The organism is Thalassospiraceae bacterium LMO-SO8, assembly GCA_031655335.1.
In the GTDB taxonomy this organism is placed as follows: Bacteria; Pseudomonadota; Alphaproteobacteria; order Rhodospirillales; family Casp-alpha2; genus UBA1479.
In genome coordinates this window covers 79,201-99,614 of sequence record CP134226.1, presented here as the reverse complement: position 1 = coordinate 99,614, position 20,414 = coordinate 79,201, and the positions used below count along the sequence as shown (strand labels likewise).

The 20,414-nt window shown below is 65.8% G+C and carries 19 protein-coding genes; 10 read left to right on the top strand and 9 right to left on the bottom strand.

What is annotated here, in order from left to right:
- The first annotated feature begins 7 nt into the window (after nt 1-7).
- Together RJ527_00470 and RJ527_00465 are read left to right on the top strand one after the other, a co-directional pair.
- On the top strand, nt 8-1,174 hold the full coding sequence (locus RJ527_00470; GenBank protein ID WND76230.1) for an efflux RND transporter periplasmic adaptor subunit: 1,167 nt from the start codon (nt 8-10) through the stop codon (nt 1,172-1,174).
- Nucleotides 1,171-4,347 carry an efflux RND transporter permease subunit gene (locus tag RJ527_00465; GenBank protein ID WND76229.1) on the top strand — a complete coding sequence of 1,059 codons (3,177 nt, stop codon included), beginning with the start codon at nt 1,171-1,173 and terminating at the stop codon, nt 4,345-4,347. The genes RJ527_00470 and RJ527_00465 overlap by 4 nt, the downstream gene beginning before the upstream one ends.
- Before the next feature lie 3 nt (nt 4,348-4,350).
- Here RJ527_00465 and RJ527_00460 read toward each other — a convergent pair whose 3' ends face one another.
- Together RJ527_00460 and RJ527_00455 are read right to left on the bottom strand one after the other, a co-directional pair.
- Nucleotides 4,351-5,208, bottom strand: coding sequence for a phosphatidylcholine/phosphatidylserine synthase (locus tag RJ527_00460; GenBank protein ID WND76228.1), 858 nt, complete (start codon nt 5,206-5,208; stop codon nt 4,351-4,353).
- 21 nt (nt 5,209-5,229) lie between these two features.
- A complete protein-coding gene (locus RJ527_00455) occupies nt 5,230-5,949 on the bottom strand; it encodes a phosphatidylserine decarboxylase (protein WND76227.1) in 720 nt (239 codons plus the stop codon).
- Nucleotides 5,950-6,124: 175 nt separating this feature from the next.
- Here RJ527_00455 and RJ527_00450 point away from each other — a divergent pair, with 175 nt between their 5' ends.
- A complete protein-coding gene (locus RJ527_00450) occupies nt 6,125-6,649 on the top strand; it encodes a hypothetical protein (protein WND76226.1) in 525 nt (174 codons plus the stop codon).
- 13 nt (nt 6,650-6,662) lie between these two features.
- Here RJ527_00450 and RJ527_00445 read toward each other — a convergent pair whose 3' ends face one another.
- Complete coding sequence (locus RJ527_00445) at nt 6,663-7,682, bottom strand: LysM peptidoglycan-binding domain-containing protein (GenBank protein ID WND76225.1); 1,020 nt, start codon at nt 7,680-7,682, stop codon at nt 6,663-6,665.
- A 222-nt stretch (nt 7,683-7,904) separates the two neighbouring features.
- Here RJ527_00445 and RJ527_00440 point away from each other — a divergent pair, with 222 nt between their 5' ends.
- Nucleotides 7,905-8,546 carry a cytochrome b/b6 domain-containing protein gene (locus RJ527_00440; protein ID WND76224.1) on the top strand — a complete coding sequence of 214 codons (642 nt, stop codon included), beginning with the start codon at nt 7,905-7,907 and terminating at the stop codon, nt 8,544-8,546.
- Between the two features lie 45 nt (nt 8,547-8,591).
- Here the strand turns inward: RJ527_00440 and RJ527_00435 are convergent, their stop codons facing one another.
- Nucleotides 8,592-9,044 (bottom strand): cytochrome c, encoded by a 453-nt coding sequence (locus RJ527_00435; GenBank protein ID WND76223.1) that lies wholly within the window; start codon nt 9,042-9,044, stop codon nt 8,592-8,594.
- 185 nt (nt 9,045-9,229) lie between these two features.
- Between RJ527_00435 and RJ527_00430 the strand changes: the two genes are divergently transcribed.
- A complete protein-coding gene (locus RJ527_00430; protein WND76222.1) occupies nt 9,230-9,814 on the top strand; it encodes a TIGR00730 family Rossman fold protein in 585 nt (194 codons plus the stop codon).
- Nucleotides 9,815-9,923: 109 nt separating this feature from the next.
- On the top strand, nt 9,924-11,144 hold the full coding sequence (locus RJ527_00425) for an NADP-dependent isocitrate dehydrogenase (GenBank protein ID WND76221.1): 1,221 nt from the start codon (nt 9,924-9,926) through the stop codon (nt 11,142-11,144).
- Nucleotides 11,145-11,284: 140 nt separating this feature from the next.
- Here RJ527_00425 and bioD read toward each other — a convergent pair whose 3' ends face one another.
- Genes bioD through bioB form a run of 4 tightly spaced genes read right to left on the bottom strand, consistent with a single transcriptional unit; the run spans nt 11,285 to nt 15,399 of the window.
- A complete protein-coding gene (gene bioD / locus RJ527_00420; GenBank protein WND76220.1) occupies nt 11,285-11,863 on the bottom strand; it encodes a dethiobiotin synthase in 579 nt (192 codons plus the stop codon).
- A gap of 44 nt (nt 11,864-11,907) precedes the next feature.
- On the bottom strand, nt 11,908-13,092 hold the full coding sequence (gene bioF / locus RJ527_00415) for an 8-amino-7-oxononanoate synthase (protein ID WND76219.1): 1,185 nt from the start codon (nt 13,090-13,092) through the stop codon (nt 11,908-11,910).
- A gap of 4 nt (nt 13,093-13,096) precedes the next feature.
- Nucleotides 13,097-14,398, bottom strand: coding sequence for an adenosylmethionine--8-amino-7-oxononanoate transaminase (locus RJ527_00410; protein WND76218.1), 1,302 nt, complete (start codon nt 14,396-14,398; stop codon nt 13,097-13,099).
- Nucleotides 14,395-15,399: a biotin synthase BioB gene (gene bioB, locus RJ527_00405; GenBank protein ID WND76217.1), complete on the bottom strand. Its 1,005-nt coding sequence runs from the start codon at nt 15,397-15,399 to the stop codon at nt 14,395-14,397. The genes RJ527_00410 and bioB overlap by 4 nt, the downstream gene beginning before the upstream one ends.
- A 221-nt stretch (nt 15,400-15,620) precedes the next feature.
- Between bioB and rpmB the strand changes: the two genes are divergently transcribed.
- From rpmB to RJ527_00385, 4 genes are all read left to right on the top strand, one after another.
- On the top strand, nt 15,621-15,911 hold the full coding sequence (gene rpmB, locus RJ527_00400; protein ID WND76216.1) for a 50S ribosomal protein L28: 291 nt from the start codon (nt 15,621-15,623) through the stop codon (nt 15,909-15,911).
- 114 nt (nt 15,912-16,025) lie between these two features.
- Nucleotides 16,026-16,619 carry a GNAT family N-acetyltransferase gene (locus RJ527_00395; GenBank protein WND76215.1) on the top strand — a complete coding sequence of 198 codons (594 nt, stop codon included), beginning with the start codon at nt 16,026-16,028 and terminating at the stop codon, nt 16,617-16,619.
- A gap of 100 nt (nt 16,620-16,719) precedes the next feature.
- Complete coding sequence (locus RJ527_00390; protein ID WND76214.1) at nt 16,720-18,408, top strand: tetratricopeptide repeat protein; 1,689 nt, start codon at nt 16,720-16,722, stop codon at nt 18,406-18,408.
- Between the two features lie 115 nt (nt 18,409-18,523).
- Nucleotides 18,524-19,846: a (Fe-S)-binding protein gene (locus RJ527_00385; protein WND76213.1), complete on the top strand. Its 1,323-nt coding sequence runs from the start codon at nt 18,524-18,526 to the stop codon at nt 19,844-19,846.
- Here the strand turns inward: RJ527_00385 and RJ527_00380 are convergent, their stop codons facing one another.
- Entirely contained in the window at nt 19,847-20,344 is a 498-nt protein-coding gene (locus tag RJ527_00380; GenBank protein WND76212.1) for a hypothetical protein, read from the bottom strand.
- Nucleotides 20,345-20,414 lie beyond the last annotated feature (70 nt).

The following is a 20,414-nucleotide window of genomic DNA, read 5'->3' as shown; positions in this document are numbered from 1 at the left end:
TACCTTCATGAAACTGCCCATCAAACCATCTTATGCCGCGGCCACGGTTCTTGCCCTGGTTGCCATCGCATGGATTTTCTCCGGCGATCTGGAACAGGCGAAGCGCCATTACGGCTTCACCGCCGCCGACCCCGCCGCCGAACCGGCGGCCGGAACCGCGGGTGACGACAAGGCCACAGCAGGCGCCGGCCGCCCTGAAAGGGCATTGGCCATGGTCCGTGTGCGGCGGATGGACGCATTGGACCGCGTGCGTGAAACCATCGTCACCGGACGCACGGACGTTATCCTCGACGCCGAGGTGACGGCCGAGACAACGGGCCGCATCGTCGAGATCGCGGCGTCCAAGGGGGCTTGGCTGGAAAAGGGTGACGTGATCCTGAAACTGGCCATGGATGATCGCGAGGCGAAATTGCGCGAAGCCGAAGCCCGCCTGGTTTACGAGCGGATCGGCTTCGAGGCCGCCAAGAAGTTGACCAAGAAGGGCTTCCAGTCCGAGGTCAAGCTGGCTCAGGAGGAATCGGAACTGGCGCAGGCCAAGGCTGAATTGGCCGCCATCAAGCTGGATGTCGAGCGCACGACCGTGCGCGCGCCGATTTCGGGCTACCTGGAAACCTTGCCCATCAATGTCGGGGACTACCTGAAATCCGGCGACAAGATCGTGGTCATGATCAATCCCGATCCCATCCGCGTCGTCGCGCAGGTGTCGGAGCGGGACGTCCCGAACCTGAAGGCCGGCGACACCGCCATCGCCCGCACGGTGCAGGGTCAGGACTTCGCCGGGTCGATCCGCTATGTCGCGCAGCGCGCCGACGAGGCGACGCGCACCTTTCGGGTCGATGCCTGGCTGGAAAACCCGGACCATGTCCTACGCGATGGTCAGACCATGGAGGTCTTGTTCCAGGCGGGGCGGGAAAAGGCGCATAAGGTGTCGGCCGCGGTGCTGACCCTCAACGACGCCGGCGAGATCGGCGTCAAATACGTGGACGAAACCGACCGCGTCCGTTTCTCGAAGGTCCGCATCATCGCCCATACGCCCGACGGCATCTGGTTGGGCGGCCTGCCGGACACGGTGAGGTTGATCACCGTGGGCCAGGAATTCGTCAGTGAAGGACAGCTTGTCCAGCCGGTCGAGGAAAGCTCCCTGACGGCGGGCAAGGGCGGCCCCGCGTCATGAATGCGTTGATCGACGCGGCGCTCGGCCATGCGCGCACGGTGCTCCTGACCCTGGTGCTGATCCTGGTCGCGGGTACGGTCGCCTACGTGGAAATCCCCAAGGAAGCCGATCCTGACATCAACATCCCCATCATCTACGTGTCGATCACCCACGAGGGTATTTCGCCCGAGGACGCCGAACGCCTTCTGATCCGCCCCATGGAAAAGGAAATGCGCGGCATCGACGGGGTCAAGAAGATGACCGCCAAGGGCTATGAAGGCGGCGCCAACGTGACGCTGGAGTTCGAGGCGGGGTTCAACGCCGACCAGGCGCTGACCGATGTGCGCGAAAAGGTCGACCTGGCCAAACCTGAACTGCCCGATGACACGGACGAGCCGTCGGTCAACGAAGTCAATTTCTCGCTGTTTCCGGTGATCGCGGTGACGCTGTCCGGCGACGTCCCGGAACGCCTGCTGCTCAAGCTGGCGCGCGACCTGCGCGACAAGATAGAGGCCGTGTCCGCCGTCCTGTCGGCGCAGATCGCCGGCGACCGCGAGGAGCTTCTGGAAATTCTCATCGATCCGATCAAACTGGAAAGCTACAACCTGTCGCCCGTCGATACGGTGCAACTGGTCGAGGCGTCCAACAAGCTGGTCGCCGCCGGCGCTCAGGACACGGGCCAGGGCCGGTTCTCGCTGAAGGTGCCGGGGTTGTTCGAAACGCTCACCGACATCGTCTCGATGCCTGTCGCCTTCAAGGGCGACGCCGTCGTCACCTTCGGCGATATCGGCGAGGTTCGGCGTGGGTTCAAGGACCCGGAAGGCTTCGCGCGCATCCACGGCGAAAGGGCCATCGTTCTCGAGGTCGTCAAGCGCACCGGCGAGAACATCATCGACACCATCGAAGCCGTGCGCCAGGTGGTTGCCCAGGAACAGGCCGGTTGGCCCGAAGAAGTGCGCCGCGCCGTCACGGTCGATTTCATCCAGGACAAGTCGATCCAGATCCGCACCATGCTGCTGGACCTACAGAACAACGTGACCTCCGCGATCCTGCTGGTCATGGTGGTCGTCGTCGCGGCGCTCGGCCTGCGTTCGGCCGGGTTGGTCGGGCTCGCCATCCCGGGCTCGTTTCTGACCGCCATCCTGGTGCTGTCGGCCATGGGGCTGACGGTCAATATCGTCGTCCTGTTCTCGCTTATCCTGGCTGTCGGCATGCTGGTCGACGGAGCCATCGTCGTCACCGAATACGCCGACCGCAAGATGACGGAAGGGGCGCCGCCCAAGCTTGCCTACGGCCTGGCCGCCAAGCGCATGGCTTGGCCGATCACGGCCTCGACCGCGACGACCCTGGCCGCCTTTTTGCCGCTTCTGTTTTGGCCGGGCGTGGTCGGCGAGTTCATGAAATTTCTGCCGATCACGCTGCTGATGACCCTGGCGGCGTCGTTGCTGATGGCGTTGATCTTCGTGCCGACCCTGGGCGCCGTGTTCGGTCGCGCCGGCGGCACGGGCGATGCGGAAACGGCGAAACGCCTGGCCGCCGTGTCCGAGGACGAGGACAACGAAGGCACGGGCAGCCTGGAGGGCGTCGGCGGGCTGACGGGGATGTATCTCATGGTCCTGCGGGGGGCGCTCAGCCACCCGGTCAAGGTGCTGGCGGGGTCGGTGCTGCTGCTGATCGTGGTCCAAGTCGGCTATGCCAAATTCGGCCACGGGGTCGAATTCTTTCCCGACGTGGAGCCGGAACTGGCGCAATTGCAGGTCCGTGCCCGGGGCAACCTGTCGGCCTGGGAACAGGACAAGCTGATGCGCGAGGTCGAGGACCGCATCCTCGACATGCGCGAATTCAAAAGCATCTACACCCGCACGGGCAAGAACCAGCAGAGCCAGGAAGCCGAGGACATCATCGGCACCATCACCCTGGAATTCGCCGAGTGGACGACCCGGCGCACGGCGGATGAGATTCTCAACGACGTCGAAAAGCGTACCCATGACCTGGCCGGCATCCATGTTGACCGGCGCAAGCAGGAAAAAGGCCCACCCGTGGGCAAGCCGGTCAACGTGGAACTGACATCGCGTCTGCCCGAATTGTTGCCCGCCGCCGTGCAGAAGGTGCTGGAAGGCATCAATGCCATCGGTGGCCTGATCAACGTCGAGGACGGCCGGCAGCTTCCCGGCATCGACTGGGAAGTTCAGGTCGACCGCGCCCAAGCGGCCAAGTTCGGCGCCAACGTGCAGTTGATCGGCCGCATGGTGCAGACCGTCACCACGGGCATCAATGTCGGCGAATACCGCCCCGACGACAGCGACGACGAGATCGACATCCGTGTCCGCTATCCAGCCGAATTCCGCACGCTGGAACAACTCTATGCGATCAAGGTCAACACGGCGAACGGTCCGGTGCCGATCCGTAATTTCGTGACCATCACGCCCAAGCCCAAGATCGGCACCCTGTCGCGATCCGACGGCAAGCGGGTGCTGGCGGTCAAGGCCGACGTGGCGCCCGGCGTGCAGGCGGCGGAGAAACTGGCGGCGTTGAAGGTGTGGATCGCCCAGGCGAACCTGGATCCGAACATCGGCGTCGATTTCAAGGGCGAGGACGAGGAACAGGCCAAGGCCGAGGCCTTCCTGTCCAAGGCCTTCTCGGCGGCGCTGTTCATCATGGCGATCATCCTGGTCACCCAGTTCAACAGCTTTTATTCGGCCTTCCTGATCCTAAGCGCCGTCATCATGTCGACCATCGGCGTGTTCATCGGCTTGATGGTCACGGCGCAGCCCTTCGGCATCGTCATGACCGGGATCGGCGTGATCGCGCTGGCGGGGATCGTCGTGAACAACAACATCGTGCTGATCGACACCTTCGACCGCCTGGCCAAAACCGCCACGGACATGAAGGAGGCGATCCTGCGCACGGGGGCGCAGCGCCTGCGCCCGGTGCTGTTGACCTCGGTGACCACGGTGCTGGGCCTGATGCCCATGGTGCTCGGCATGAACATCGACTTCGTGAACCATGCGGTCACGGTCGGCGCGCCCTCGACCCAATGGTGGCGCTCGCTGGCCACGGCCATCGTGTTCGGCTTGGCCTTCGCCACGGTGCTGACCCTGATCGTGACCCCGGCGGCGCTCATGGTGCGGGCGAATTTCCAGGCCTGGCGGGCCGGGCGGCGGGCCGGTAATCAGCCGCAGGCGGCGGAATAGGGGTTATTCGGCGGTCGGCTCCGGCGTCGGCAATGGGTTGGTCGACCGGCTTTTGTGCCACAGGTAGGACCGGATCGAGAGCGGGAAACTGGCCAGATAGAGCACCAGGATCGCCGTCAACGCCAGCCAGGGGTCGGTCACCACGAAGGCGGCCAGGATCGCCACGGCGATCATCAGCGGCATCATCCAGGCCCGCGCCATCTTCATGTTCTTGAACGAGAACGTGGGCAGGGTGGAGACGAACAGGCCACCGCACAGGGTCAGGACGACCGAGACCAGATAGGGGTTTTGCAGGTAGCCGACATAGTCTTCCGGCACCTGGAACGACAGGATCATCGGCAGCAGGACCAGCCCCGCGCCGGCGGGGGCCGGCACGCCGGTGAAGAAACGCCCCGCCCACACGGGTTTCTTGTCGTCTTCCAGCATGGTGTTGAAGCGCGCCAAGCGCATGGCGCAGCACATGGCGAACAGGACCACCAGGAACCAGCCGAAGCGCCCCGCGCCTTCCAGCGCCCAGTGATAGAGGATCATCGCGGGGGCGACGCCGAAGCAGATGAAGTCGGACAGGGAATCAAGTTCCGCCCCGAACTTGCTCGATCCCTTCAACAGGCGCGCGACGCGGCCGTCCAGGGTGTCCAGGATCGCCGCGATCAGGATGGCGAAGGCGGCGGCCTCCCAGCGTTCGTTGAGGGCGAAGCGCATCCCCGTCATGCCCGAGGCCAGGGCCCCCAGGGTCAGCATGTTGGGGATCATTTTGTTGATCGGCATGACCCGGAGGCCGCGCCGCAGGCGGCGCGGGCGCTCGCCCTGGACTGGTTTCTGGGCCGAATCGGCTTTCGGGTCGGGTTTGGCGTCGCTCATGGCCCCAGGCCTTCCGTTCCGTTAACGGCGCTGCGCCGTGCGGGCGCTTTCGGCGCCGATTTCGGCGATCACCGTTTCGCCGGCGATGGACGTCTGGCCGACGGACACCAGGGGCTCGCAGCCCTCCGGCAGGTAGACGTCGACGCGCGAGCCGAAGCGAATCAGGCCGAAGCGGTCGCCGGCACTGACCGTGTCGCCTTCGCTGAGGTCGCACAGGATGCGCCGCGCCACCAGACCCGCGATCTGGACCACGGCGATCTCGTTCTTCTTGGCCGACCGGCTTTTCACCCCGGCGATCTTCAGGCGCACGCTCTGGCGTTCGTTCTCGATGCTGGCCTTGTCCAGGGAAGCATCCAGGAAGGCGCCGGGGCGGTAGGCAAGCTTGACCACCGTGCCGGCCACGGGCGCGCGGTTCACATGCACGTTGAACACGTTCATGAAGATGGCGATGCGGGTGCGTTCCTCGTCGCCCATTTCCAGTTCGGGCGGGGGTGCTGCGCGGTCGATCATCTGCACGGCGCCGTCGGCGGGGGCGATGACCAGGGTGTCGCCCAGGGGCGTCATGCGGTCCGGGTCACGGAAGAAGTAGACGCACCAGGCGGTCAGAATGACGCCCAGCCAGCCCAGTTCCTCGGCAATGAAGAACAGGACGATGGTGATCGCCGCGAATAGCGCGATGAACGGCCAGCCCGCCTTGTGAATGGGGGTCATGACGGTATCCAGGATGATGTTCTGTTTCATGTGCCGCCGTTATTGTCCGTTGCGAACCCTCCGCCGGCGGGGCCGGCGTCTCGGGCGCCCTACATAACATATTTTACCCGGAATGCCCGGTCGAAATACCCACGATATGCATTGCGGGTGCTTGTCAGGCGCCAGGCAAAAAGACGATAATTCGACAAGCAGACAGGAGACCCCCGTGGCCACAGCCTCTTCCGCCGAAAAGACCAAAGCCCTTGTCGACTCTGCCTCGACGCCATCCACGGCCATGCCGCTGGGGGCCATGGGTCTCGACGGCGACGGCCAGCTTGTCCGTAAGAACAATGACGGATTGATCAATTTCACCTTCAGCTACATGGGCTACCAGTTCGCCGTGCGGGCCGAAGTCGAACCCGGGCATACCCGCATGCGCATCCATGCGGTGCTGGGCCATCTTCCCTATACGGCCGAGGCGCCGGACCTGCGCAGCAACATGCGGGCCGTGGTCCACGAGGCGGGGCGGGCGCTTGGCGGGCGTATCAGCATCACACGGGAACAGCGCATCCTGTTCCTCGACGAATTCAATTTCGATGAAACCCTGACGCCCCAGTCGCTGCTGACCAAGACGGTCGCGTTCCTTCTGTCGGCCAAGCCGTATCTGGAACTGCTGGCGCTGATCGCGGGGGCAAGCAAGGCGGTCTATGCCCTGCTGCCGGCGCCGGAGGCCCAGTCTCCGGCCGAATAGACGCCGGCCGGCGTCAGTTTGCCGGCTTGGGAACCTGGAAAACCTGACCCGGATAGATCAGATCGGGATCGCCGATCTGCTGTTTGTTGGCGCGGTAGATGATCGTGTACTGCACGCCTTCGCCGTAAACCCGCCGTGCGATCCGCCACAGTGAATTGCCCGGCTGCACCACGACGACCTGCCCGGCCGCCAGGTTGGGCATGATTTCCTCCTGACGGAAGGGAATGGACACTCGGCCCAGAACCTTGCCCGCGGGGCCGATGCGTTCCGCCTTCAGCTTGTGGACGCCGGGCGACACCTTGTCCTTCAGGGTCAGGGACCATCGGTTCTGGGCGTCGGCCTGTGCCGTGCCCAGGGGGGCGTCGTCCATGTAAAGAGCGACGCCGTCACCGGCCGGTGCGCGGCCGCTGACGATGACCCGGCCGGCGGGGGTGTAGTCGACGGCGCTGATGTCGAATTCGATCTTCTGCGGCCCGTCGCCCTGGATCAGGCTGCTCGGCCCTTCGCCTTCGCGGGGCATCCGGATGGCGAGCGGTTCCGTGGTGCGTTCCTCGGCCACCAGGGGGCCGGTGTCCGTGCGTTCCGGCACGGCCAGCACGACGACGTCCGGCGAGGTCAGAATCTTGCCGTCCGGGCCGACGGTTTCCAGGGACAGGTAGCGGTTGCCCGGCGGCAGCGGGTCGCTCGGCAGATAGACCCATTCGCCCTTGTCGTCGGCGGTGATGCGGCCGATCTCGGTCTGTCCGTCCTTGATGATGACCGTGGCGCCGGGGGCGGCGCGGCCGGCGATGACCGTGTCGCCCGTCGAGCTGACGCGGACCACGTCGAAGGTCGGCAGGTTCGGGTCGCCGGTCCGGGCGGCGCGGTCCGGCGCCGGGACGGACGCGTCCTTGCCGGGGGTGGTCAGGGCCTGCGCGGGCGGGCGGGCGGCATCGTCGTCCTTGCCGTCGTCGGGCGACGACAGATTGACGACGATGGCGAAAGCCACCACGACCAGTCCGACACCAACGATGAACAGTGGATTACGCCACATCGCGTTCACAAATGCCGCAACGAGGCGGCATTCTCCTGTTTTCCCCCAAATTCTATCCTTCACAATTAGTCGCCCGAAGGCGGCAACGCAATCGGCATCTAGCGGAACCTTGCCAGCGGCGCTGTCAGGGGCCATTTTTCCCGAAACGGTAGAGGAGATAGGCTCTTGGTACCAAATGAGGCAGGACGCGCCGCCGGTCGGACGGACGCATCCGGCGTTCGCGTGTGGGATCTGCCCGTTCGGCTGTTCCATTGGACCCTGCTGGCCGCCGTCGTCACGTCGGTCGCGACCGGGCTTACCGGCGGCCTGTGGCAGATGGACCTGCATGTGGTCTCGGGCTGCGTGGTCCTGGGGCTGGTGGTGTTCCGTGTGCTGTGGGGGCTGGTCGGCGGGCGTCATGCACGCTTCGCCGCCTTCGTCAAAGGCCCGGCGACCGTGCTGCGCTACGCGGTGGATTTCCTGAAGGGCCGCGCCGCCCATACGGCGGGCCATAATCCGCTCGGCGGCTGGTCCGTGGTGCTGATCCTGTCGGCGCTGGCGGTGCAGGCGGGGACGGGCCTGTTCGCCAACGACGACATCTTCCTGGAAGGGCCGCTCGCGAAATACGCGGGCAAGGCGCTCAGCGACCGCCTGACCGGCATCCATCATCTGATGAGTACCGTGATCTACGTGCTGGTGGCGGCCCATGTGGCGGCCGTCGCCCTGCATTGGTGGAAAGGCGACAATCTGGTCAGGCCGATGATCACGGGGGTCAAGCCGGGGGCCGATGCGGCGGCGGCGGACGGGCCGACGCCCTGGGCATGGTTGGCGGTGGCGGTCATCGTGGCGGCCGCGCCCGTGGCTTGGATTTTGTCGATTTGGTAAGGCGCGCCGGGACGGTGTCCGTCCCGGCGGCTTGAGCCTTCGTCCTTAGTCCTTTTTCTTGTAGCTGTCGTGGCAGGCTTTGCAGGCGTTCTTGCCGAGGGCGCCCACGGCGGCGCCGAGGGCCTTGGGATCACCCGATTCGGCGGCCGTCACCAGGTTTTGCGCGTGATCGACGAAGGCCATGCTGACCTTTTTGAAATCCGCCGGGTCGTCCCAGATTTTCGCAAGCGCGTCCGTTTCGCCGCCCATGGCGTCGGATCCTTTGGGGAATACGTTCTGGGAAATCTTGGCAAGCGACAGCATGCCCTTGGCCAACGCGGCCATGTCGGCCTTGTTGGCGGTCTCGCCCTTGACGATGCCGACCAGGGCGTTCATGTGCCCACCGACGGCCTTCATGACCGCCTTGCGGTACTTGATCTCGCCGCCGTCGCTGGCCTGCGCCGTGCCCGCCGCGGCAACGGTCGCGACGACCGCCGCCGCCAGGATGCCACGGGTCATTGCCTTGAATTTCTGCATTTTTCGCCGATCCTTCTGAAACAAAAGAGTATCACCAATCGGACCTGGTCTGGCATATACTGCCCCGGGCCAGCCTGGACCTTGAGCAGACTGTAATCACTCAGGCGCCGCCTGTGAACGGCCAGCTTCCCTGGTCACGAAAAGTTCAACGGAATCAAAACGCTTTCATGTCCGATATTTCCGCCATCTGCGTCTTTTGCGGCTCGCGAACGGGCAGCGACCCGGCCTATGAAAACGCCGCGCGGGTCCTCGGCCGGATGATGGCCGAACGGGGCATCCGCCTAGTCTACGGTGGTGGGCACGTCGGTCTGATGGGGGTGGTCGCCGACGCGGTGCTGGACGCCGGCGGCCAGGCCATCGGCGTGATCCCGGACTTCCTCAAGCGCCGCGAAGTCGGGCGCGACGACCTGACCGACCTGATCGTCACGGACAGCATGCACAGCCGCAAGCAGCGCATGTTCGAATTGGCCGATGCCTTCGTCGCCCTGCCGGGCGGGCTCGGCACCCTGGACGAAACCATCGAGGTCGCGACCTGGAAGCAGCTCGGCTTGCATGCCAAGCCCATCGTGATCCTGGATGCCGCCGGCTATTGGGGGGCGCTGTCGGCGCTGCTCGCTTCGGTGGTCAAGGGCGGCTTCGCCTACGGTGACATCCAGACTCTGTGGTCGGTGGTCGAGACCCCCGAACAGGTGTTCGACGCCATCGACGCCGCCGCCCGGCCCGGCCCAAAGGCAGCGTCCGCCCGTCTCTGACCCCCGGTTCCCGCCGCACATTTCGCCGCGCCTGCGTCTTGCAGGGAAAGAGGGCAGGATATAATGTGCGCCGCAACTTCAATCGCAGGACAACCGGAGCACCGTACCGATGGCGAAAATTCAGGTCAAAACCCCGATCGTGGAGCTGGACGGCGACGAGATGACGCGGATCATCTGGGCCTTCATCAAGGACAAGCTGATCCTTCCCTACCTCGACGTCGATCTTAAATATTACGATCTGTCCGTGCAAAAGCGCGACGAGACCGACGACCAGATCACCATCGATTCCGCGAACGCCATCAAACAGTACGGCGTCGGCGTCAAATGCGCGACCATCACGCCGGACGAAGGCCGGGTCGAGGAATTCGGCCTGAAGCAGATGTGGCGCTCGCCCAACGGCACCATCCGCAACATCCTGGGCGGCACCATTTTCCGCCAGCCCATCGTGTGCAAGAATGTGCCGCGCCTGGTTCCCGGTTGGACCAAGCCGATCGTCATCGGCCGCCATGCCTATGGCGACCAGTACCGCGCCACCGACTTCCTGTTCCCGGGACCCGGCACGCTGACCATGAAGTTCGTGCCCGACGACGGCGGCGAAGTGATCGAACGCGAAGTGTTCAAGGCGCCGGAAGCCGGCATCGCCCTGGCCATGTACAACCTGGATGAAAGCATCCGCGGTTTCGCCCGCGCGTCCATGAACTACGCGCTCGGCCTGGGCTGGCCCTGCTACCTGTCGACCAAGAACACGATCCTCAAGAAATACGACGGCCGCTTCATGGACATCTTCCAGGAAGTCTTCGACGCCGAATTCAAGGACAAGTTCAAGGCCGCCGGCATCACCTACGAACACCGCCTGATCGACGACATGGTCGCCTGCGCTATGAAGTGGGAAGGCGGCTTCGTCTGGGCCTGCAAGAACTACGACGGCGACGTGCAGTCCGACACCGTGGCCCAGGGCTTCGGCTCGCTGGGTCTCATGACCTCGGTGCTGATGACGCCGGACGGCAAGACGGTCGAGGCCGAGGCCGCCCACGGCACGGTCACCCGCCACTATCGCCTGCACCAGCAGGGCAAGGAAACCTCGACCAACCCGATCGCCTCGATCTTCGCCTGGACTCAGGGCCTGAAGTACCGCGGCGAATTCGACGGCACGCCCGAGGTGGTGAAATTCGCCGACGCCCTGGAAAAGGTCTGCATCGATACGGTGGAAAGCGGCTCCATGACCAAGGACCTCGCGATCCTCGTCGGCCCCGATCAGGGGTGGTGCACGACCCAGCAGTTCCTGGACGTGCTGGACGGCAACCTGAAGGCCGAAATGGCGAAATGGTAAGCGAGACTGCTTGAGGCAATCTCAAGCGGCTTGGGGTTGGCCGGGTCGGCCAAGCCGCGCCCCCAGGCCCCACGAAGAATGATTACGGAAAACCCGGGCTTCGGCCCGGGTTTTTCATGTCCGATGAAGGAGGTCCGGCGTCATCGTTCCCGCGCCGCGATGCGGATGGGGGTCGGGCCGAGGTGCCGTATCAGCGCTTCCGCCGTTTCCTCGCAGGGCACGGGGCTGTCTTCCGACTCGCTGATCACGATGCTGCGGATGCTGATGTGCTTTTCGCGCAACGCCAGGGCCGCGGTCAGGGTGTGTGAGATCGTTCCCAGGTAGCTGCCGGTCACCAGGACCACGGGCAGGCTCAGGGCGGCCATCCAGTCCAGGACCGTCTTGTCGTCCGTCAAGGGCACCATGACCCCGCCCACGCCTTCGATCAGCAGCGTGCCGTTTTCTCCCAGGCCCTCGGCGGCATGGCGGCAAAATCCGACCACGCGCTTGAAATCGATGGCCGTGCCTTCGCGGGCCGCCGCCATGTCCGGCGAAAGCGGTGCCTTGAACCGATAGGGAGAGCAGGCGTCGATGTTCTCGGGGCTGAGGTCGAGGCCCTGGGCCGCCAGCAGGATGCCGGTGTCCGAGGCCGCGATGGCGGCCGGGTTATCGTCCCAGCCCGAGATCACGGGTTTCACGGCGCGCACGGCCTTGCCTTGGGCCTTCAGGGCCCGGATCATGTCCGCCGCGACGTGCGTCTTGCCGATGCCCGTGCCGGTCGAAGTTATGAAGAGGCCCTGAATGGTTCGTCTCCTGCTAACACCTTGTCGGCGATCAGATCGGCAAGGCGGTCGATGTCCGCGTCCGCATGCTGGGCGGTGAAGGTCAGGCGCAGCCGCGCCGTGCCTTCCGGCACCGTCGGCGGGCGGATGCCGATGACCAGATAGCCCGCGTCCTCCAGCGTCTTCTGCGCCGCCATGGTGCGCGCACTGTCGCCCAGAAGAATGGGCACGATGGGGCTTTCGGCGGCGGGCAGGCCCAGGCGCTGGGTGAAGCGCCGGGCCTTCTTCACCGGTCGGGCGGCGTATTCCGGATCGCCCTCGATGATGTCGAGCGCCGCGATGGCGGCGGCCACGGTCGCGGGCGGCAGGCCCGTGGAATAGATCAGCGTGCGGCAGCGCGTCTTCATCAAATCAATGACTGGCTTGGAGGCGCAGAGATAGCCGCCGTAGCCGCCGACGGCCTTGGACAACGTGCCCATCTGTAAATCGACCGCCGCCTTGGTGCCGCCGGCGAAGGTCGAGCCGCGCCCGCCGGCCCCGACCACGCCGATGCCGTGGGCGTCGTCGGTCATCAGCCAAGCGTCGAATTCCTGGGCCAGATCGGCCATTTCATGCACGGGGGCCAAATCACCGTCCATGGAGAACACACCGTCGGTGACGATCAGGCAGCGGTTGTGGCTTGCCCGGTGTTCTTCCAAAAGGGCCCGCAGGTGGGCCATGTCGTTGTGGCGGAACAGGTGTTGTGCTGCCCGCGACAACCGCCCGCCGACGATGATGCAGGCATGGCTCCATTCGTCGGCGAGGACCAGATCGCCCTCGGTCATCAGGGTCGGGATCACGCCCGTGTTGGTCAGGAAGCCGGAGCCCATGACGCAGCAGTCCTCGGTCCCCTTGAGGCGGGCGAGGCGGGCCTCCAGCTCCGGCAGCAGGGGATGGTCGCCGGTCACCAGCCGCGACGCGCCCGAGCCGACGCCGAGCCGGTCGACGGCATCCTTGGCGGCCTGTTTCAGGGCCGGGTGCTGCGACAGGTTCAGATAGTCGTTGCAGGAGAACGAGATCAGCCGCCGGCCGCCGCGCATCACCTCGATGGCGCCCGTGCGCTCCGTCACCGTGAGGCGGCGGCGCAGGCCCTTGGCCTCCAGCGCATCCAGCTTTTCCTGGGCGAAATCGTCGAGGGTGCGGGACATGATCCTAGGTCTTCTTGAACCGGGCCGACCATTCGGCAACCACGGACACTATAACATCACAGAGCCGGGCCAGGTCATCCGCCGGAATGTTGTAGGCCGGGGTCAGGTAGACGATGTCGGAAAACGGGCGAATGAACACGCCTTCCTCAACGAAGCGGCCGCGCAGCCAGGTCAGTTCCTCGAACCCGCCGACGTCCAGTTCGACCACGCCGATGGCGCCTTGGCCGCGCACGTCCTTGACCCCGGGAATGTCGCGGCAGGGGGCCAGGGCGGGCACCAGAAGCTTTTCCAGGGCCTGGACCTGGGCCAATCGGCCTTCCGCCTCGAACAGATCCAGGGACGCGTTGGCGGCGGCGCAAGCCAGCGCGTTGCCGGTGAAGGTCGGCCCGTGCATCAGGCAGTGTTCCAGCTTGTCCGACTGGAAGGCCTGGAACACCGTGTCCGACGCCAGGGTGGCCGACAACGGCATCGTGCCGCCGGTCAGGGTCTTGGACAGGGTGAGGATGTCCGGTGTCACCCCGGCCAGTTGCCCTGCCAGCATGGCACCCAGGCGGCCCAGGCCGGAAAATATCTCGTCGAACACCAGCAGCACGCCATGGGCGTCGCACAGGCGGCGCAGGCGGGTGAGTACTTCCGGCGCATGGAACTTCATGCCGCCGGCCCCCTGCACGACGGGCTCGACGACGACGGCGGCGATGGTGCCTGCCTCGGCGGTCAGAAGGGCGTCCAGCGCCGCCTCCGACGCGTCGTCGCGGGGCAGGTCGGCGATCAACTGGCCCGGCACCACGCCCTTAAAGGCGGCGTGGAAGCCGTCCACGGGATCGCACAGCGCCATGGTCGCGAAGGTGTCGCCGTGATAGCCGCCGCGGAAACTGAGGAATTTCTTGCGCCCCGTTTCGCCCCTGTTGTGCCAGTACTGGGCCGCGATCTTCAGCGCGACCTCGACCGCGACGGATCCCGATTCTGAAAAGAACGCGCGGTAGCCGGGCAGGTCCAGAAGGCCCGGCAGGCGCGCCGCCAGGGTGAACGCGGGCTCGTTGGCCAGCCCCGCCAACATGACGTGCGGCATTTGCGATGCCTGACTGCGGATGGCATCGACGATATGGGGGTGGTTGTAGCCGTGACAGGCCGCCCACCAGCTGGCGACGCCGTCGATCAGCTCCCGCCCGTCCGCCAGACGGATGCGCGATCCCTGTGTCGCCACGGCGGCCTGGGGCAGGGGGGCCGTCTGCATCTGGGTGTAAGGCATCCAGATACTGCCGTAACCCGCCTGAAGCCAGCCGGGGGCGGTACCGTCAGAGGTCATAGGGTGTCGGTCGAAACCGGACCGATGTCCTCGCCGTGAATGCCGAGGCGTCGGAACAGAGCCGCGTCCCGGTCCTGTTCCGGATTGGCCGTGGTCAGCAGCTTGGGCCCGACGAAGATGGACCCGGCGCCGGCCAGGAAGCACAGCGCCTGCAATTCGTCCGACATTTCTTCCCGCCCGGCGGACAGGCGCACGGTGGAGGACGGCATCATGATCTTGGCAACGGCGATGGTGCGCACGAAATCCAGCGGATCCAGCGCCTCGCGGCCCTCCAGCGGCGTGCCCTCGACCTGGACCAGCATGTTGATGGGCACGCTTTCCGGGTGGGGCCGCAGATTGGCGAGGGTCACCAGCATGTCGGCCCGGTCCCGGGCCGCCTCACCCATGCCGAGAATGCCGCCGCAGCACACCTTGATCCCCGCGTCGCGCACGGCCTGAAGCGTGTTCAGGCGGTCGGCGTAGGTACGGGTGGAAATGATCTCGGAATAGAAGCTTTCCGAGGTGTCCAGGTTGTGATTGTAGAAATCGAGGCCGGAATCGGACAGCCGCCGGGCCTGTTCCGGTGACAGCATGCCGAGCGTGGCACAGGCTTCCATGCCCATACCGCGCACGCCTTCGATCATCTTGCAGACGGCGTCCAGGTCCTTGTCCTTCGGACTTCTCCAGGCCGCCCCCATGCAATAGCGCGTGGCGCCCGCGTCCTTGGCCCGTTTTGCCTCGGCCAGAACCGTGTCCACATCCATCAGCTTGGCGGCGTCGACGCCCGTGTCGTACTGGGCCGCCTGCGGGCAATAGGCGCAATCTTCCGGGCAGCCGCCGGTCTTGACCGACAACAGCGACGCCATCTGCACGGTGTTGGGGTCGAAATAGCGGCGGTGCAGGGTCTGCGCCCGGTGAATCAGGTCGGCGAAGGGCAGGGCGAACAGGGCCAGGGCCTGTTCCGCCGTCCAATCGAAGCGGACGGCCGGATCGTCGTTGAGGGGGGCGTTCATTTCGTTCATGGTGGGGTTCAGGGCCTTCCTGGGCGTTCGGACCGATTGGGCGCGGGGGTCGGGCCGAGATATGCCGACCGAAACGCCCGGTCAAGGAATTTAGCACAAAGCGTCTTGCTTTGGTTGACGGGGCGCGGCGATTGCCTTAAAAAGCCGCCTCCGACGCGGACTCCGGCCCGCATCCAACGGTTTATTTACCAGCGAAAGCTGATCATAGGAACGTAGAAGTCATGTCCAGAGTTTGCGATCTGACGGGCAAAGGTGTCATCACCGGGAACAACGTGTCCCACGCCCACAACAAGACCCGCCGCCGGTTTTTGCCGAACCTGCAGGAAACCAGCCTGTGGAGCGATTCGCTCGGCCGCATGGTGCGTCTGAAGGTGTCGGTCAGCGCGATCCGCACCGTTGAACACAAGGGCGGTCTGGACGCCTTCCTGCTGGACGCTTCCGATGCTGACCTGGCACCCGCCATGGTCAAAATCAAGAAGCTCGTAAAGAAAGCGCAGGTCAAAGCGGCGTAGCCCAGCCATACAAATTTGCCAGACGGCAAAGGCCCGCGCCCTACAAAGGCGCGGGCCTTTTTCTTTTCCGATTTGCCGTATCCAACCCCGGTCAAGGTAGAGGAGACCCAGACAATGACCGACATGTCCGTGACCCAGATTTTATTCCGTGATGCCGAACAGGCCGACGCGCGCGAGATCGCCGCACTCTACCGCCTGGCCGCCGGCGGGGTCGCAGACGTCATCTGGGACGCCTTGAAAGAACCGGGCGAGGACGTTATCGACGCGGGGGCCCGGCGCTATGCCCGGGAAGACGCGGATTTTTCCTATCAGAACTGCGCCATCGCCGAATCCCGGGGCCGCCCGGTCGGCCTGTTGCATGCCTATCCCATGCATGCCGATCCGGAAATCGATCCGGCCTCGGTCGATCCGGTGCTGCGCCCCTATGCGGAACTGGAAGAAGACGACAGCTATTACATCGCCGGCATCGCCCTGAAGGCCGATTATCGGCGGCGCGGCATGGGGACCAAGATGCTGCGCCTCGCCGAACTGCGCGCCATGACGCGGGGGCTCGCCAAGATGTCCCTGATCGCGTTCGAGGAAAACACGGATTCGGTCCGCCTTTACGAACGCCTGGGCTATCGCGTGAAGGACAGCCGCGACATCGTGCCGCATCCGCTGATCCAGCATGACGGGCGGGCGCTGCTGATGGTGAAAAACCTGGGCTGAGCCTGCCCAAGGCGCATGCCCGGCCTCGAAACCAGGGCCGCATTCTGCGACAATGCGGCCCTGTTCATGCCGCCCCCATGGGACGGGTAAAGAGGCCGGGATGTTCCGCGCAAAATCAATCCGACCGATCATTGCGTTTCTGTCCGCAGGGACCCTGGCGGCGGGCCTGACGCTTGCGCCGGCGGCGGCGCAGGCGCAAAGCGACCAGGATCGCTGGCAGGCCGCAATGGATCCGGCGGACCACGCCCATATGCTGGGCAATCTCGCCGAGGCCGAGGACCACTATCTGGAGGCCCTGAAACTGGCGGAACGGTTTGACCGCACGGGCGGCTACCTGGAACGCGCCATGGCGGGGCTGGGCGGGCTTTACGTTTCTCAGGAACGCTTCGCCGAGGCGGCGTCGCTGTATCGTCAGGCCCTGACCATCGCCGAGGCGTTGTATGACACGGGCCATGCCCGGCACGGCGTGATCGCGATTTACCGGACGGCCCTGGCCGGGGCGGAGGCGGGCAACGCCCGCCAGGAGGCCGCGACGCGCCGCGCCCAGGAAGCCGCCGCCACCGGGGTGAAGAGCCCGCCGCCCCCGCGCCCGATCGAGCCGAATGCGGCGCCAGCACCGGCCTCGCCCCCCGCGCCGGTTCCCGCCCCTATCCAGTCCGCGGCAGCCCCCGTGCCCGTTCCGCCGCCGCCCGTGCCGTCGGTGCCGGTGCTGACCCATTACCGGCTTGCCGGTGCGGTGGTGCCCCCGCCGCCCCCGGCCGAGGTCCTGGCGCCAATTCCAGCCCCGCCGCCCCCGACCGCCGCCGCCAAGCTGCCGCCGGCCGTCGCGGCGGTCGAAGTCAGCGCGCCCGAGGCGGCCTTGTCGATGGCCGTATCGCCGCCTGAACCGGCTGTTTCGGCCGTGCGGCCGGCGCCAAATGCGCGGAGCTTTGTGCCCCTGCGGGGAACGCCCATGTCACCGTCGCCGGCGCCGTCCGCGCTGCCGCCGGCGGTCGAGGTGGCTGACGCCGCCGTTCCAGAGGCTGCAATGATGGCCGCAGCGCCGCCGCCCGATGTCCCGCGGGCATTGGCCGCCGTCCGTCCGCCGGAAGCCGAGGGCCTGCCCCTGCGAGGTACGCCGCCACCCATCACCCAATCAAAGGCCGTCGCGCCGGAAGACATCGCGGCGATTTCCGCCCCGCCGGCAAGCGACGCGAGAACGGTGTCGCCGGTCGAGGCCGGGACCGCGCCCGCCCAGGTCCGGTCCTGGGACGCCCGGCCGGTCGAGATCGCGGGGCAGCCGGTTGATGCGGGGGCCATCCGCGCCCTTGCCGCCGATCCGGCGGCCCCGCCGGAGGTTATGCGCCGTGCCGTTGCGGAGGAAACGCCCGCGCAGATCGCCCAGCGCAAGGCCCTGGAGGAACGCCATCCCGTTCTCGGCGTGCGGTTGGGGGCGGCCAAGCGAAACATGGGGCCGATCTATCCGGACACACCGCGTCTGGCCGATACGGAACAGGCCTATGTGGCGGAGCTGGAGGCCTTGGAACGCTCGCTTGGGCCCGATCATCCCGACGTCGCCGCCGTGCTCTACAAGCTCGCGCGGCTGTATCAGCGGCAAAGCCGGTACGAGCCGGCGGGCAGGACCTATGAACGCTGCCTGGCCTTGCGTGAAAAGATCCTGCCCAAAGGCCATCCCGACATCATTGAAACCCTGGTGAACTATGCCCGTCTGCTGCGGGCCAGCGGATTTTCCGACCTGGCGGCGGAGATGCGCAAGCGCGCCGAGGCCCAGAAAGCCCCTGCGAACTGACGCGCCAGGGGGCTGTTAAACGTCTTCTTTGATTGTCCGGTGACAATACTTCCATTGCACGTGGCCGGCCGCCGCCGCTAGCCTTCGTCTGGGTATCAGGTTCGGAGGCAAAGCCATGGACGGCCAGGAAACCTTCATCGACAGATTGGACGATCAGGTGCGCGCCATCGCCGATGCCTGCACGGCCTGCGGCGCCTGCGTGCGAGCCTGCCCGACGCCGGGTATCCTGGGTTTGGCCGCCGGCGACGGCAAGGCCGTCGCGGACGGGGTTCGGGACATTCTGCGGGGCGGCCAGGGTGATGTGGTTTCGGCGGCCTGGGCCGGTGCCTGCTGCGGCACGGGCAATTGTCTCAGCGTCTGTGAGGAAGGAATCAACCCGCGCGTCATGTTGGCCATGGCGCGCCGCCGAATGGCCGAGACGGCGTCCGAGAGCGAACGCAAGGATGCGGGCAAGGCCGCCTTCAAGGCGATGAGCCGGGGCGTGCGCGTGCTGTCGCGCCTGCAACTGCCGCCGGACCTCATGAACCGGCTGAGCCCGGCATCCCATCCTGAACGGGACACGCCGCCCGACATCGTGTTCTATACCGGCTGCAACATGCTGAAGACGCCGCATATCGGGTTGTTGTGCCTGGACGTTCTGGACCGCCTGGACGTGTCCTACGAAGTGTTCGGCGGGCCCGCCAACTGCTGCGGCATTCTACAGTTCCGCCCCGGCGACACGGCCAACTCGGGCCGCCAGATCGGCAGCACCATGGACCGCTTCGCCCGCACGGGGGCGGCCCAGGTGGTGTCCTGGTGTCCGACCTGCCAGATGCAGATGTCGGAGGTCATGACCGCCGTCCCGGCCCAGCCCAAGCCCTTCGACAATCTCATGCTGCCCGTGTTTCTGGCGTCCCGTCTGGACACGTTGCGTCCGCTGATGACGACGCCGGTGAACAAGCGCGTGGCGCTTCATGAATATCCGGGGTCGCCCGGCGTGGTCGACGCGGTGAAGGCGCTGCTGACTGCGATCCCGGGGCTGGAGCTTGTCGATCTGGATCATCCCGGCGTCGGTTATCAGATGTCGTCTCTCGACGCCTTGCCGGACCTGCAGAAACGCCATATCGCCGGCACCTTCCGCCAGGCGGAGGCCAAGGGCGTCCAGGTCCTGGCCGGGGTGTTCCACGCCGACCACCGGGAGTTGGTCAGTCATCAGAACGAATGGCCGTTCGAGATCGTCAATTATATGGAACTGATCGGCGAAAGCCTGGGCCTGCGCCATCCCGACCTGTTCAAGCGCATGAAGCTGATGCAGGACGCCGACGACATCCTGGCCGATGCAAAAGACATGATCGCGCTCCACGACCTGGACGCGGACGAGGTCCGGGCGGTGATCCTCGCCGACATCCTGGGCGAACAGCGGCTGCCGCCGGATCGGGCCCTGCACCCGGCGGTGTGATCACCCGGCCTGCAGGGCCGGCATTTCGGGCATGAACGGCGGCCGCGCCCGCCGGGTCCAGGTCGCCGGCCCCTTGCCGGGAAAGATCAATTTCTCACCGGCATAGAAGGCGCGGTATCCCGTGACGGGGTCAGCGTGCTTGAAATGATCGGGCATGGCCTGGGGTGGTGGCGTCCAGCCGCCGTCCGGCAGGGGCGGGTCAGCGGGCAGGGCTTCGAGGACCTGCTGGCTCGCATGCTCACGGTCCCGGCGAAAGGTATATTCCTCGAACAGCAGGCGCCCGAAGTCGTACAGCCAGCGCCACTGCGCAAGATTGTCCCCGGCCCACAGGACGCTGGGATGCTTCGGATGGGTCGGCCGATAGGGGGCGTCGAGCCCGTGGCGGCGCAGCGCCGTGCACAGGATCTGCACGGTTTCCAGCGGCATCTTCCAGACATGCTGGTCGCAGTGATAGCGGACGGCCGTCGCGGGATCGGGGTCGAGATAGAAGATGTTCATGCCCCCTATACGGCGGCACGGCCCCGCCGGTTCACTTCACAGGCGGCCGGCCGCAGGAACGGGAAACCCG

Excerpts from the sequence above, each read along its gene's own strand:
- RJ527_00425 (WND76221.1), top strand. The coding sequence starts at position 9,924 with ATGGCGAAAATTCAGGTCAAAACCCCGATCGTGGAGCTGGACGGCGAC.
- RJ527_00435 (WND76223.1), bottom strand. The coding sequence starts at position 9,044 with ATGACCCGTGGCATCCTGGCGGCGGCGGTCGTCGCGACCGTTGCCGCG.
- RJ527_00445 (WND76225.1), bottom strand. The coding sequence starts at position 7,682 with ATGTGGCGTAATCCACTGTTCATCGTTGGTGTCGGACTGGTCGTGGTG.
- RJ527_00430 (WND76222.1), top strand. The coding sequence starts at position 9,230 with ATGTCCGATATTTCCGCCATCTGCGTCTTTTGCGGCTCGCGAACGGGC.
- bioF (WND76219.1), bottom strand. The coding sequence starts at position 13,092 with ATGTCCCGCACCCTCGACGATTTCGCCCAGGAAAAGCTGGATGCGCTG.
- RJ527_00465 (WND76229.1), top strand. The coding sequence starts at position 1,171 with ATGAATGCGTTGATCGACGCGGCGCTCGGCCATGCGCGCACGGTGCTC.
- RJ527_00455 (WND76227.1), bottom strand. The coding sequence starts at position 5,949 with ATGAAACAGAACATCATCCTGGATACCGTCATGACCCCCATTCACAAG.
- bioD (WND76220.1), bottom strand. The coding sequence starts at position 11,863 with ATGATCCGGGCCCTGAAGGCCCAAGGCAAGGCCGTGCGCGCCGTGAAA.
- bioB (WND76217.1), bottom strand. The coding sequence starts at position 15,399 with ATGAACGAAATGAACGCCCCCCTCAACGACGATCCGGCCGTCCGCTTC.
- RJ527_00470 (WND76230.1), top strand. The coding sequence starts at position 8 with ATGAAACTGCCCATCAAACCATCTTATGCCGCGGCCACGGTTCTTGCC.
- RJ527_00385 (WND76213.1), top strand. The coding sequence starts at position 18,524 with ATGGACGGCCAGGAAACCTTCATCGACAGATTGGACGATCAGGTGCGC.
- RJ527_00410 (WND76218.1), bottom strand. The coding sequence starts at position 14,398 with ATGACCTCTGACGGTACCGCCCCCGGCTGGCTTCAGGCGGGTTACGGC.
- RJ527_00390 (WND76214.1), top strand. The coding sequence starts at position 16,720 with ATGTTCCGCGCAAAATCAATCCGACCGATCATTGCGTTTCTGTCCGCA.
- RJ527_00395 (WND76215.1), top strand. The coding sequence starts at position 16,026 with ATGACCGACATGTCCGTGACCCAGATTTTATTCCGTGATGCCGAACAG.
- RJ527_00460 (WND76228.1), bottom strand. The coding sequence starts at position 5,208 with ATGAGCGACGCCAAACCCGACCCGAAAGCCGATTCGGCCCAGAAACCA.
- RJ527_00380 (WND76212.1), bottom strand. The coding sequence starts at position 20,344 with ATGAACATCTTCTATCTCGACCCCGATCCCGCGACGGCCGTCCGCTAT.
- rpmB (WND76216.1), top strand. The coding sequence starts at position 15,621 with ATGTCCAGAGTTTGCGATCTGACGGGCAAAGGTGTCATCACCGGGAAC.